General features: G+C 46.7%; 13 protein-coding genes. 11 read left to right on the top strand and 2 right to left on the bottom strand.

Going from position 1 to position 12,597, the window contains the following annotated elements:
* Positions 1-316: 316 nt before the first annotated feature.
* The 4 genes from RSX24_RS18040 to rlmH all read left to right on the top strand — a co-directional run bounded on the left by RSX24_RS18040 (position 317) and on the right by rlmH (position 3,804).
* Complete coding sequence (locus RSX24_RS18040; protein ID WP_236413620.1) at positions 317-1,588, top strand: S1C family serine protease; 1,272 nt, start codon at positions 317-319, stop codon at positions 1,586-1,588.
* Positions 1,589-1,952: 364 nt separating this feature from the next.
* On the top strand, positions 1,953-2,480 hold the full coding sequence (locus tag RSX24_RS18035; RefSeq protein ID WP_236413619.1) for a hypothetical protein: 528 nt from the start codon (positions 1,953-1,955) through the stop codon (positions 2,478-2,480).
* A gap of 225 nt (positions 2,481-2,705) precedes the next feature.
* Positions 2,706-2,873, top strand: coding sequence for a CxxH/CxxC protein (locus RSX24_RS18030; protein WP_236413618.1), 168 nt, complete (start codon positions 2,706-2,708; stop codon positions 2,871-2,873).
* A gap of 451 nt (positions 2,874-3,324) precedes the next feature.
* The gene (rlmH, locus tag RSX24_RS18025; RefSeq protein WP_236413617.1) at positions 3,325-3,804 is read left to right on the top strand and encodes a 23S rRNA (pseudouridine(1915)-N(3))-methyltransferase RlmH; all 480 of its coding nucleotides are present in this window, start codon (positions 3,325-3,327) and stop codon (positions 3,802-3,804) included.
* A 103-nt stretch (positions 3,805-3,907) separates the two neighbouring features.
* Here rlmH and RSX24_RS18020 read toward each other — a convergent pair whose 3' ends face one another.
* Positions 3,908-5,356, bottom strand: a complete 1,449-nt coding sequence (locus RSX24_RS18020; RefSeq protein WP_343261381.1) for a serine hydrolase domain-containing protein — start codon at positions 5,354-5,356, stop codon at positions 3,908-3,910.
* 458 nt (positions 5,357-5,814) lie between these two features.
* Here RSX24_RS18020 and RSX24_RS18015 point away from each other — a divergent pair, with 458 nt between their 5' ends.
* The gene (locus RSX24_RS18015; RefSeq protein ID WP_343261380.1) at positions 5,815-6,129 is read left to right on the top strand and encodes a hypothetical protein; all 315 of its coding nucleotides are present in this window, start codon (positions 5,815-5,817) and stop codon (positions 6,127-6,129) included.
* 245 nt (positions 6,130-6,374) lie between these two features.
* Here RSX24_RS18015 and RSX24_RS18010 read toward each other — a convergent pair whose 3' ends face one another.
* On the bottom strand, positions 6,375-6,839 hold the full coding sequence (locus RSX24_RS18010; protein ID WP_343261379.1) for a VOC family protein: 465 nt from the start codon (positions 6,837-6,839) through the stop codon (positions 6,375-6,377).
* Between the two features lie 170 nt (positions 6,840-7,009).
* Here RSX24_RS18010 and RSX24_RS18005 point away from each other — a divergent pair, with 170 nt between their 5' ends.
* The 6 genes from RSX24_RS18005 to RSX24_RS17980 all read left to right on the top strand — a co-directional run bounded on the left by RSX24_RS18005 (position 7,010) and on the right by RSX24_RS17980 (position 12,439).
* Positions 7,010-7,444 carry an Lrp/AsnC family transcriptional regulator gene (locus RSX24_RS18005; protein ID WP_343261378.1) on the top strand — a complete coding sequence of 145 codons (435 nt, stop codon included), beginning with the start codon at positions 7,010-7,012 and terminating at the stop codon, positions 7,442-7,444.
* 389 nt (positions 7,445-7,833) lie between these two features.
* Positions 7,834-8,115, top strand: coding sequence for an alpha/beta-type small acid-soluble spore protein (locus RSX24_RS18000; protein ID WP_438286854.1), 282 nt, complete (start codon positions 7,834-7,836; stop codon positions 8,113-8,115).
* Positions 8,116-8,912: 797 nt separating this feature from the next.
* Complete coding sequence (locus RSX24_RS17995; RefSeq protein WP_236413611.1) at positions 8,913-9,344, top strand: MarR family winged helix-turn-helix transcriptional regulator; 432 nt, start codon at positions 8,913-8,915, stop codon at positions 9,342-9,344.
* An 18-nt stretch (positions 9,345-9,362) separates the two neighbouring features.
* Positions 9,363-10,001, top strand: coding sequence for a peroxiredoxin-like family protein (locus RSX24_RS17990; RefSeq protein ID WP_236413609.1), 639 nt, complete (start codon positions 9,363-9,365; stop codon positions 9,999-10,001).
* A gap of 439 nt (positions 10,002-10,440) precedes the next feature.
* Positions 10,441-11,406: an alpha/beta hydrolase gene (locus RSX24_RS17985; RefSeq protein WP_343261406.1), complete on the top strand. Its 966-nt coding sequence runs from the start codon at positions 10,441-10,443 to the stop codon at positions 11,404-11,406.
* 79 nt (positions 11,407-11,485) lie between these two features.
* Positions 11,486-12,439: an alpha/beta hydrolase gene (locus RSX24_RS17980; protein ID WP_343261377.1), complete on the top strand. Its 954-nt coding sequence runs from the start codon at positions 11,486-11,488 to the stop codon at positions 12,437-12,439.
* The last annotated feature ends 158 nt before the right edge of the window (positions 12,440-12,597 follow it).

Raw genomic sequence — 12,597 nt, 5'->3', positions numbered from 1 at the left:
AGCTTTATGCATAAATATCAGGCTGCAAACAGCATGGCGAACCGGGATGGAAGCGATGTTGTTATACATAGTCGATGGCATCCGCTGCCTTCGAAAATGTAACGATATGAAAGATTTCCGAAAATGAGCATGAAGTAGCAAAACGGGCAAGCGCCAATATGATGGATGCAGCATGCTTAAGGAATAGTGATCGGAAATTTTGTCCGTCGCTTGCGTGAACGATGCGGGGATGCGCGACGGTTCATGTTCGCGACGAACATTAGGGCAGGCGGCAGTCAAGGTCTTGATGCGTGACAACGAAGGGGAGAGGATCACGATGGGATTGTTTGGAGACGACTTTTATTCAACCAAGGTATCAAGACGCGCCGAGCCTGTACAGAAAGGCAAGCTTCAGATTCTCCGCCCCGGTGGGCGCGATCGCTGGCAGAACCCGCGCAGATCGCGTTCCCGCTCCGGATTCGGTTCGACCGTCAAAGTGGCTGTCATCAGTTCGGTGATTAGCTCGGTCGTGACGGTGATGCTTTACAGCTTCATTTCGCAGCCGACAGCAGTCCCGTTGTCCAACGTCATTGGCAGCGGAAGCGGAGGCTCGGTTCAAGCGGCGCAAGCAGCCGATCCGTATGACCGGATTATCCAGGCGGCTGCGAAGGTCCGTCCTTCCGTCGTCAGCATCGTCAATCACAAAACGGGCAGCAGTCTGTCGATGGAGGAGTCCGCGCTCGGTTCCGGTGTTATCTTCAAGAAGGAAGACGGCAAAGCCTTCATCATGACCAACCATCACGTTATTGAAGGTTCCAGCGACTTGGAAATTGTGACGGTAGATGGCGAAACGCACAAAGCCAAACTGGTCGGTCAGGATAGGGTGAGCGATATTGCCGTGCTGTCTGCGGATGCGGAAGGGCTTGGCCCGGCTGCCGAGATCGGCGATTCGAGCAAGCTGCAGCGCGGGCAAACGGTGCTGGCCATCGGTAATCCGCTCGGACTGGGAGGTACGTTGACCTCCGGCATCGTCAGTTACACGGATCGCATTCTGCCGGTGTCGATCAACCAGGATGGCGTGTACGATTGGGAGCAAAACGTCATTCAGACGGATGCAGCGATCAATGAAGGGAACAGCGGCGGTGCGCTGGTGGACCTGAACGGCAAGGTCGTCGGCATCAATACGATGAAAATTTCGGATACGGGCGTAGAGGGGCTTGGTTTTGCGATCCCGATGAATGAAGTGATGAAAACGGTGGATGCCCTCCTGCTGCACGGCAAGGTAACGCGTCCATATCTGGGCGTGTACACCGTTGATCTTAGCAACCCGTACGCTCCGCTCGACGATGAGCAGCGCAAGGATTTGAAGCTGCCTTCGCATGTAGACAGCGGGGTGGTGGTGCTGGAGGCATCCGGTCCGGCTGCCGAAGCCGGCCTGAAGCTGAACGACGTCATTACGGAATTTGACGGGCAACCGATTACCTCTACGCTGGATCTGCGGAAATACTTGTACGACAAAAAGAAAATCGGCGATACACTGGAAGTGACGTTCTACCGCGATGGAAAAGTGGAAAAGGTGAGCGTAACGTTGGCAGATAAACCGGAGTAAAACGAAGCGGAGATCGTCCCGCCTTGTTTGATTGTTCGATCAAGGCGCGGAGTCACTCCGTTTATCAGTTGCACATTATTGCGAGTATCCCCTGTTCGGGAACGGCGTTGTCATTTGTCTGATGCAGGCATGGCTCGCAGTTTGGCGAATATAGGGGATTTTTGTTTATCCGATTAAGCGGATGGGCCCAGAGCCAAAGTCTCAGTTACAGAAGTTTTCTGCTATGATACACTGGTTAGCATGTGAGTACTATGCCTTATAGGACATGAGACGATGGTCGAGGGTTGGCGTTGGTGTTCCGCTTGAGGTTGTTGTATTGGACGGAAGAATGGAAGCAGACATGAATATAGGGGGCCCTGGGACTATGAAATACGCTAGAAAGCTGCTGCTTGGCGGAACTTCGCTTATGATGCTGTTATCCGTATTGTCGGCATGCGGAAGCAAGACAGAAACGAATGCTGCATCCGGCGGCGATGCTTCCTGGCAGGAGGACCGCGTAGCCGCGTTGGAGAAAAAGCTGGAGGAACAGTCCGGCAAGCTGGAAGAACAGAACATTACAATTACGGATCTGAAAAAAAAGCTGGATGAGCTGAGCGCAAGCGTCGCTGCTGCAAGCCAGGGCGGAGGCAGCTCATCTGCCGGACCAGGCAATAACGGTTCCGCAGGCAGGGGCGATAGCGTAGTTATTACGTTTGCACAGTACGAGAAAATTGAAGTGGGCATGACGTTTGACGAAGTAATCGACATCCTGGGCGGTGAGGGAGAAGCCTTGAGCGAAGCAGAAAATATGGTGGTTTATAACTACAAAGGGGTTGGCGATACGGGGGCCAATGCGGTATTGGCATTCCAGGGCGGCAAGCTGCTGACGAAGGCGCAATCCGGGTTGGAGTAAATGGAGCTGCCTAACCGAATATATATGATACAGCGCCCGGAGAGGGCGCTTTTTGCCGTTTGCTCGTGGCGAATGGAGAGGTTTCCTGGAAGTTGGGCACGATAAATGGGAGTTAGGGGTTTCTTTTCAGCCTGAGGTGTGATAGAACAGAGAAGTGGCTATCCTGTATGGATAAGCGGTTGTGAATCGGGAGCATAGCTGGTTACAGAAAGGATGCTTGAACGGATGTACGTTGTATGCAAAGAACACGTGGACATCGCCATTGACAAGTTCGTCGATGAGTATGAGGACGCTCCGGATATCGTTGATCTGAAGGAGACGGAATTTGCCGACTGGGACCCGCCTGCCAAATGTTCCGAATGCGAACAGCACGCGGAATTCCTCGTCGTTTAGCGTACTGTAGGAACGAACGGCCGCAGGCACTGTATGATAGGGTGCCCCCGGCCTGCCTTCCATCCGGTATGAACATCACAGGCAAGAAGCAAAGAGAGCGTGTCGGAGCGCTCTTTTTGCGTTTTGTGGGGGAGTTTGCGCATTGGCGTGGCGTGCTGTCTGTGGGGAGGTTGAGCAGGGGGGCAATCACGCTAAGGAACCTCAGACGTCTTATTCGGAGTAAATTGGGTCGATGTTTGCGCTAACGAACCGTAGCCACGCTATTTGCCCGGAATGATGTGCATATGGCTTAAATGCTGCATATTAGCGTGGCTGAAGTTCATTAGGCGCGCAAAATGTGTAAATGAGGCTGAATAAGGTGTGTGAGGTTCGTTAGAGGATATACGGCGTGTCGAGGCATCGCTCATAAATGGATACATACCGAGATTGAAGATATGGAGGAAATGGTTTTATGTTGATTCAGATTATTGGCGTGGGCAAGCTGAAGGAAAAATATTTGACGCTGGGCATTCAGGAATATGCCAAGCGCCTCGCCCCGTACATCAAATTTCAGATGATCGAGGTCGCGGATGAGAAAGCGCCCGATACCCTGAGCGAAGCAGAGGTACGGGCGGTAAAAGAGCGCGAGGGCGAACGCATCCTCGCGCATGTGAAGAGCGAGGCGCATGTCGTCGCGCTCGCCATTGATGGCCAGCTCTGGAGCTCGGAAGAGCTGGCCGCGGAAATCGACAAGCTCGGCACGTACGGGACGAGCCATGTCGTGTTTGTCATCGGAGGGAGCCATGGGCTCTCCGATGAGGTGCTGCGCCGCGCGAAGCAGCGTTTGAGCTTTGGGCGCATGACCTTGCCGCACCAGCTGATGCGTCTGGTGCTGGTGGAGCAAATTTATCGGGCGGTAAAGATTAACCGCGGTGAACCCTACCATAAGTGACGGCGAAAAATAGGGGGTGCCTGACACTTCCTTCTAAGCTGATATTGTTCTCTCATTAAAAGAAATCTTCGCGTTTTTTCAATAAGGCGAACGAATGAAATGCTTATTTTCGGAGCGAGGCATTATATCGGTGAGTGTATACAAACCATGTAATGCTTGCTGTTAATAAGGCCGCCGAAATCAAAGCTGTAAGAACACTATACGTTCGCCAAATAAGTATCTCTGACCAATCTAATGCATAGCATATTATACACTGGACAATCGTAGCAATTAGCAAAATAGCTGTTACGATTATTCGCCTTTTTGTCATTGGCTGCCGCTCATTCGTTTTCCTTCTGCGTAATCCCAAGAGAAAGAACAGAACAGCCAATAGGCAAAGAATAATTGTGGCAGACGACAAAATGATGTCCAAAAGCTGTGTGCCGCTTATTCCATATGACTGCGTCAGATTGCCGTCTAATATATCTTTAAATTTTAGTACCATGCTTCTATTGATATTTTCGCCGTTGGTCAGCAAGCTGATGGCTATTCGTTCATTTGGCAGTATGACCACTTCGGTTCCGAAATTGGGATTGCCCCCGGGGTGCTCTATAATCGTTTGTTTGGCGTTTACCGACCAGCCCGCCGCATAATACATTTCGTTGACAGCAGGAACAGACATATCACCCTGATGTGATTTTTCGATAACCGTATGGAATATTTCGGGTATGTCCTGCACAATACCCATCTGTATGCCCATCCAACGCGCCATATCTTTTGTACAAGAAATGATGTAGCCTGCGGGTTTATTCCCGGAAAAATCCGGCGCGTTATATGGAGTTGTCATAAAAAAGGAAGAACGGTAGCCCTGTGCCAACTGTCCGGTGGCTCGAGCATCTTCTTTATAAACATACGTCTGGTGAAGACCCAACGGCTGAAATACCTGTTCCCTCATAAAGTCCTCATAGCTTTGTCCCGACACAATCTCAATAACCAGACCTAATACGTCATAATTAACAGTTCCGTAAGTATACTGCTCACCAGGATAGAACGACAATTCAGAATCTACGAGCGTTTCTACGGTTTTTTGCAACATATCCGGCGTATTGCCTTGTGGAATGTTTTGACTGTGACTGCCATTTGTTAAGCCGCTAGTATGGTGTAAAAAGTTATTGAGTGTAATACTTTGCATATCCACGTGTTTACCCTGATACTTTAACGTAAACCAAGGCAAATATTTCTGGATAGGGTCTGACATTGACAGCAGTCCTTGTTCTTCCATCAGCAGAATACCCATGCCGGTAAAGGCTTTACTTACCGAAGCCAGCTCATATAGAGTATTTTCACTTGCCGGCAGTCCCTTTTCACGATCTGCGTACCCGGAAGAAAAGTAGAGCACTTCATTGTTCGCAAGTATTGAGATTGACATTCCCGGTACACCTGATATACGGCTTGCATCATCCAACAATGTTTGTATTGAATCAGATTGCGAGTCTGATAATGCATAACTTGGTGTTGCGAAGCCGGTGAACAGTATAAGTAATGCAATCATAAAGACAATATTTTTTTTCATAGTCTCTCCATTCCGAAAAAACTCCCGTACGGAAAATATAAATAATCCGCAGTACGCCTTATTCCCCTAAAGTGTAATAAGATATATATTATGAAGCTTATTATTGCAAAATCTTATGGTATGTGAAGAATCATACGATATAAAAAATTAGATTGCTATCATAATCTTCTACTTACTACGAACTATTTTGCTAGGAACACAAAAAGTCCCTTGAACAACTTGGAAGAGTCAATGATGAAGATGATGATGGTAGATCAGCCACCACACAGAGTTGGAAAAAACTTGAATAAAGTTTTTGGTATCGTTTCGTTAAATGGCTCCATAGTTCTAACGGAACGATAGTTGAATCATCGATAATAAGGCTGCCGATTACTTCGGTGGCTTTCTGTGTATATTTATGGGCTTTTGTATACAGCGTCACTGTAGATTGGGGAGAGGATGACGAGGAGATCGTCCGATTGTTTGGTAAACGGCTTCCAGATGAAACGATCGAGGTGACGTCTACGGACAAAGGACTGGACGTTACCTACAATGGACAACTGCATTCGATTGCGCTTACCTTTACCGGAAATGATCGCTATATCACGATTCGCGGCTTTCAGGAGCTGATCCGGGACAAATACGAAATTCGACGATTTGAGGCCTCGTATCTTTCCGATACGCACGACTTTTTGATTTTACCGAAGCGGCAGTGGGAGGAACTGGATGCCCGGTATCCGGTGCGGAATAGGGAGATATTCCGTGTCATCGATGATGAGCTGGATTTTCCGTAACCAGGATGTTTTTGCCCTGATTTGCTTGGGATAAGACAAAAAAGAGCTATAGCTGCGACAATAGTTTCATTTTTATAGCGGGTCGTATGTCAAACAAGAGCAATCAGGGAGTTATTCTCTCGCGCCGAATTGGATTGATTACAGTACAAGGGAGCTGGCCGCGACAGCTCCTTTTCGCATTTTTCGCCGATAGACCCGTTGAGGTGAACCGTATCACAAATAAGGGCAAGTTTTCGTTATAAAGCTTAATTTGCATGAGTCTTGATAGACATATCAAAATCAACCTCTTCAATAAATTCGATAACTTCTCCGTTGGGACTGTGAATGACAGCATTCTTCACTACAAGTGGGGGTTCGCCAAGTGAAAGGTAATCCGGTTCTATAAAAGCCTTTGCTCCATGAGCAAGGGCTTTTTGATACATTTCATCCACATTATTCACGTAGAAGGCTAAATGTAATAACGCTCCGTAAGTTATATCTTCTTCAGACGATGCTTTCTTCCCTTGAGCAGGGATGACAGCGTCGTTATCAAAGATCTCAATACAGGTTCTTTGGTCAGGTGAAACTAGCATGGAGGCTTCTTTGATTTGAAAGGATGGCAGAGACCAATGATGACCAACCTTGAACCCTAGAACTTCAATATAAAATGTAATAGTAGCTTTATAGTTTTTGGCTTGGATCGCCACATGTGAAAGACCGTTTATGCTCATTCTTGATTTCTCCTTGTGTATATTTTGAATGTTGTTTATAGTATACAGCTACTAACTTGTTGAATTACATATGTTATATGAGGATATAATGAAAGGATGGTAACTAAATATAAGCTATTTTAATGGATATGGCTTAGTTTTTTAAAATTCAATTCAAGGGAGTGATGGGGATGGATCATCTAATCGATGATATGGATAAAAAGATCTTGCAGCTGCTTCAACACAATGCACGAATGTCTATCTCTCAAATCAGTAAAGAAGTCAGTATGTCCCAACCTTCAGTTAAAGAGAGGATTTTGAAACTTGAAGATAAGAAGATAATTTCCGGGTATTCCACAGAATTAAATTTAAAGAATCTGAATCGGGGCATGACTACGTTTATACTAGTCAAAACAGAACATTGCCAGATGATCGTTGATTTTTGTGAAATGGCTAGGGAAGTAACGGATTTATATCGAATAAGCGGAGAATATAATTATCTTATCAAGGTACAAACGACATCGATTGAGGAACTTGCCGAATTTCAAGATTCCCTTTTAAAGCTGGGTCCCTCAAAGTCTCATATCAGTTTGAAAAATATATTGGAACACAGGGTTTTACTCTAAATCTGCCAAATTTATTGGAATGATAGCTTATCAAACCTGCCGTAATAGTTAGCGGGCTGAACCGTATCATAAGTAGGGCGAAAACTGCTGTTTCCTGGCCTTGAGATCTTTAAAAAACGTCTGTTTGAGGCATTATGCGTTACGAATGACTATTGTCAATAAAACAATTGTTTCATAGCCTGCTGAATTTGGCGACTGATCCAGTCGCTTCAGATTCTTCAGCAAGTGAGAAGTGCAAAAACAGCTTCTTCGTCTTTTGTAAATGAATCAAAAGTACTTTGATCGGGAGATTAAGAGGAGATGATGATTTAACTCATAAATTTTAGGGAATAGGGATGAAATTTTGTGCTTCCGGGCATGTTATGGAATAACATCGAGGGGAGTGCTGTATGATGGCAAGAAGAAGGAGAAAATATGCGGTGCCAGGGGTCGAACAGGGAATGCAAGCGTTCAAAGCAGATGTAATGAAGCGCGAAGGATATACCGTAAATCCGAATCAACCAGACGATGTAAAATACGAAGTGGCGAAGGAGCTTGGTGTGCCTCTGCACCCAGGAAACAATGGTCAACTGACAACAGAATCAGCAGGCCATGTCGGTGGCAAAATTGGCGGTTCCATGGTTAGGGAATTGGTCCGTCTCGCTCAGGAGCAAATAGCGAACAGGGAGTAATCCTGAACTGAAACTTTCTGAGCACTGGCTTGAAATAACATCCGGTGGTTTTTATGAAGATAACTTACCCCTTTTCACAAGAAGGGGTATTTGTCTTGTCTTTCATTTTACACTGTCAACCAAGTGGAGAATCCGAGTAAGGAGATGGCACCAACCGACGGGCTTTTGGGGTCGGCATGTTTGTTGAATCCTAGGGATTGAGGCAGGTGATAAAGGAATAGGAGAACAAACCGCCCGTCCAATTTTAGCGCTTTAAGTAGAGTTCTTATTTACTTAGAGAAGTCCCAGTTGCATTCTGGGGTACATACCGAGTAAATCAAAGCTATCTTTTCCCGTGCACAGCCTCATAGCCCGCGTCTTCTGGGCGTGGGACAACCCCTGGGTGTTCGAGAATTACACTCAGCTCCTATTTTGACTAGCTTCACGGCCTGGTCGGTAAACGTCAGGTTAGTCTCGGGATGATTTTCTCTATCCTGCATCAGTCGCACCTCATTCTTCTGCACGATCTCAAATCCACGCTTCTTCCAGTACTCGACGAACTTCTAGGTGCACGTGACCTCCGCCACGTTACCTGGGAATCTTCACTATTGAGCGGGCATCTCTAGCGCCTATCATGAAATACGTGTTCAAAAAAATTCCCTAAATTTAAATTGTATAAAATTAAATCGTTGACAATATAGAAAGGGGTATGTATTATTGGCTTATAAAAGTTGTGCACAACTAATTTGCAAACAACTTAAAATGAGGTGAAGTACATGTCACATCATTAATCAACATTATAGAGAGGTTGACCTCACATGCTGCAACTTAACGAACACCTTTGCTTTTCCTTATATACTTGCTCCCGAGCTATTTCTCGGTTGTATCGACCGCTATTAGAGGAGATGGGAATTACCTATCCTCAGTATCTCGTATTGCTATCCCTCTGGGAAAGTAACGGGCGGACGGTGAAAGAACTGGGAGAACAATTAGACCTCGATTCAGGCACCTTGACGCCGCTGCTGAAACGGATGGAGATGAACGAACTGATTAGGAGAGTAAGATCAACGGAAGATGAGAGGGTTGTCTTGGTCCTGCTCACAGAGAAAGGGTTGGCCCTTAAGGAGCAATCCGATTGTATTCCATCCGAACTCCTCTCAGCCAGCGGAATGTCAATCGAAGATGTCTCGGAATTAAACAAAACGATCAAAGAGTTAGTAGAGAAAGTCGTTCAGACTAGCGGGAAATAATCCATTCGAGGTGTGATCATGTCAACTATGACCTTAACTTCAGCGTTAGAGAAGATTACGGCAGCAAGCCCTTTTGAAGTGCAGGCGATACACCAACGTGTCATCCAGCAGCTTCAAGAGGGAGGGAACGCCACAGGGCTACCAGTCGGGACGAAAGCCAAGGACTTTGAACTGTCAGATTCACTTGGGAACCAAATAAATTTAGCCGACGAACTGGCAAAAGGTCCCGTTGTCCTTACCTTTTACAGAGGAGGATGGTGCCCTTACTGCAATCGGCAGTTAAGAGCATACCAAGAGATTCTCCCCGACATTCAGGCGCTAGGCGCGCAGCTTATCGCAGTCAGTCCACAATTGCCGGATTATACACTGTCTGATCAAGAGAAAGCAGAAATGTCATTTAAAGTTCTCAGCGACCCTAAGGGAATCGTTGCCGCCAAATATAACCTGTTGTATGACGTGCCTGACTATCTGAGGGACATGTACTTAAGCCATAATATTGATCTGCACGAGTACAATGGGACAGATCATTGGGTGCTTCCGATGACGGGAACGTTCATGATTGACGAATACGCCGTTATCCGTTCCGCATATGTGAATCCCGATTTTACCAAAAGAATGGAACCGGAGGATATTCTCTGGGAGCTGCAAAAGTTATGATCTTTTTTTTACCCGTAAAGATTGTGCAAAATTAAATTTTTAACAACTAATAATGGCCATAACTACATTGGACGGCAAAGGCCTGCCATTGATGCAATATATGATTACCAATGAATGGAATAACAAAGGAGAGAACCCGAAAATGAAGAACAAATTCAAAACATCCGTTGTGGCCATGATGGCGCTCGGCATGACCATTACCGGCACGGCCGGCGTATATGCAGGAACCCATCAAGAGAAGATCACGGCATATTTAAACAATGATATCAAGTTTAAGGTCAATGGCGCGGAATATGCTCCTACGGATGCGAACGGTAACAAGGTTTTGCCGATCAGCTATAAGAACTTGACTTATCTTCCGGTTCGCACCCTAGCGGATGCTCTACACGTTTCGACCGTCTACGACGCTCAGAATAAGCAGATTTCGATCGGTTCCACGGTGTCGGAAAATAACACCACCACTTCTAATCATAAAGTCGTGCTTGAACCGGCAGCTCAGAAGTTTGTCGAGGATACTGCCAAACTTCCTTATTTGTTCGATCTCGGCCCAGTAGAGGGAAGGAAAGCCGTGGATCAAGTACAATCAGGTGACGTGGAAATGCCAGACGTGGATCTTCAGCATTTGACGATTCCAGGCGGACCAAAAGGCAGCGTGTCACTTACTATTGTTCGTCCGAAGGGAGTAACGAAAGATCTGCCGGTTATATTGTACACCCACGGAGCAGGTTGGGTATTTGGAGACGAGCTGACACATTCGCGTCTCATTCGTGAGCTAGCCGTTGGTTCCAACTCAGCTGTAGTCTTTACGAACTACGATCTCTCTCCGGAAGCAAAATATCCGGTTGCTATCGAGGAGATTTACACAGCGCTACTATGGGTGGCCAAAGATGGAAATAATAATGGACTGAATTCACAGAAAATCACAGTAGCTGGAGATAGTGTGGGGGGCAATATGACGGCGGCGGTTACATTGATGGCTAAAGACCGTAAAGGCCCGAAAATTAGCAAGCAGCTTCTTTTCTACCCTGTTACGGATGCCAAATTCGACACCGCCTCCTATCAACAATTCGCTACGGGCTATTTCCTGCGTCGTGATGGTATGCAGTGGTTCTGGGATCAGTATACGACAGATCCGAAACAAAGAAACGAAATCTATGCTTCACCGCTTCGTGCAACGAAGGATCAGTTAAAGGGATTGCCGGAAGCGCTTGTAATCACTGGTGAGGCGGATGTCCTGCGAGATGAAGGCGAAGCCTATGCTAACAAGCTCAGAGAAGCAGGTGTACCTGTAACGGCTGTACGCTTTCAAGGCATTATTCATGACTTTGTAATGTTGAATGCCTTAAAGGATACAAATGCTGCACGCGGAGCAATGCTGTTGGCCAATTCTTGGCTGTCCCAATAATAGAAACGAATTTTTTACCCTTAATAATTGTGCACAATTTAATTTCTTAAACCTAATGTGATATGAGGAGATGTTGAAAATGACCAAAAAAATTATTCTGGAGTCCGCCGCACAACAATTTGCTGAGGCAACTGCGAATCCGCCCTACTTATTCCATCTTGAACCTGAGCAGGGGAGAGCGACGGTAGACGAAGTTCAGTCGGGAGATACCAAGAAAAAAGATGTAGACATTGAGGATCTCAATATCCCAGGCGGACCAGGCGGTCAAGTGTCCGTTCGGATCCTGCGTCCGAAGAACACGGCTGGCCAACTGCTTAAAACGGTTTTGTACATACATGGTGCAGGATGGGTGTTCGGTAATGCCCATACCCATGATCGGTTGATTCGCGAGCTAGCGGTCAGAAGCAGATCGGCCATCGTATTTCCTAATTACAGCTTGTCTCCCGAAGTCAAATACCCGACAGCTCTTGAAGAGATCTACGCTACGCTGCAATGGATCGCTTCCTCCGGCAAGGATCATGGCCTGGATTCGGATCATATCTCCATCGGCGGCGATAGCGTTGGCGGCAACATGACAGCGGCAATAACGTTGATTGCTAAGGAAAGAAAGGGACCTGCGATTAAACGCCAGCTGCTATTCTATCCGGTTACGGATGGGGGAATGGATACGGACTCGTATCATGAATTTGCCGAAGGATACTTCCTTCGCCGTGACGGGATGGCTTGGTTCTGGGAACAGTACATCAACAAACCGGAAGAGTTAAATGAAATCTATGCTTCTCCTCTGAGAGCTTCCATCGACCAGCTTCGCGATCTTCCTCCAGCTCTCATCATTACGGCGGAAGCCGACGTTCTTCGAGATGAAGGCGAGGCCTATGGGAATAAGCTTCGGGAAGCTGGTGTAGAGGTCACAACGGTGCGTTATCAAGGAATCATTCATGATTTCGTCATGTTGAATGCTTTGGCGGATACGTTGGCCGCCCGCGGTGCTACTGCATTAGCCAGCGCTTGGCTGAAAGATGGATTTCAATAAAGGATCAGGGAGAGAAAGATATCCTCTGCTATCTGAGATGATTAACCCAACATAGAACGTCAAAAACCGGGACGCCTTATTTGGCGAATCCCGGTTTTTGAGTTGCTTAAATGGTCATTTAATTAATTGGGTACTTTTAAAATTCGCCGTAGACCCGT

This window comes from Paenibacillus hubeiensis, assembly GCF_032334105.1.
GTDB lineage: Bacteria > Bacillota > Bacilli > Paenibacillales > Paenibacillaceae > Paenibacillus > Paenibacillus hubeiensis.
The sequence above is the reverse complement of the archived record's forward strand: the minus strand, read 5'-3'. Positions and strand labels throughout refer to the sequence as shown.

Excerpts from the sequence above, each read along its gene's own strand:
- RSX24_RS18000 (WP_438286854.1), top strand. The coding sequence starts at position 7,834 with ATGATGGCAAGAAGAAGGAGAAAATATGCGGTGCCAGGGGTCGAACAG.
- RSX24_RS17980 (WP_343261377.1), top strand. The coding sequence starts at position 11,486 with ATGACCAAAAAAATTATTCTGGAGTCCGCCGCACAACAATTTGCTGAG.
- RSX24_RS18020 (WP_343261381.1), bottom strand. The coding sequence starts at position 5,356 with ATGAAAAAAAATATTGTCTTTATGATTGCATTACTTATACTGTTCACC.
- rlmH (WP_236413617.1), top strand. The coding sequence starts at position 3,325 with ATGTTGATTCAGATTATTGGCGTGGGCAAGCTGAAGGAAAAATATTTG.
- RSX24_RS18040 (WP_236413620.1), top strand. The coding sequence starts at position 317 with ATGGGATTGTTTGGAGACGACTTTTATTCAACCAAGGTATCAAGACGC.
- RSX24_RS17995 (WP_236413611.1), top strand. The coding sequence starts at position 8,913 with ATGCTGCAACTTAACGAACACCTTTGCTTTTCCTTATATACTTGCTCC.
- RSX24_RS17990 (WP_236413609.1), top strand. The coding sequence starts at position 9,363 with ATGTCAACTATGACCTTAACTTCAGCGTTAGAGAAGATTACGGCAGCA.
- RSX24_RS18005 (WP_343261378.1), top strand. The coding sequence starts at position 7,010 with ATGGATCATCTAATCGATGATATGGATAAAAAGATCTTGCAGCTGCTT.
- RSX24_RS18035 (WP_236413619.1), top strand. The coding sequence starts at position 1,953 with ATGAAATACGCTAGAAAGCTGCTGCTTGGCGGAACTTCGCTTATGATG.
- RSX24_RS18030 (WP_236413618.1), top strand. The coding sequence starts at position 2,706 with ATGTACGTTGTATGCAAAGAACACGTGGACATCGCCATTGACAAGTTC.
- RSX24_RS18010 (WP_343261379.1), bottom strand. The coding sequence starts at position 6,839 with ATGAGCATAAACGGTCTTTCACATGTGGCGATCCAAGCCAAAAACTAT.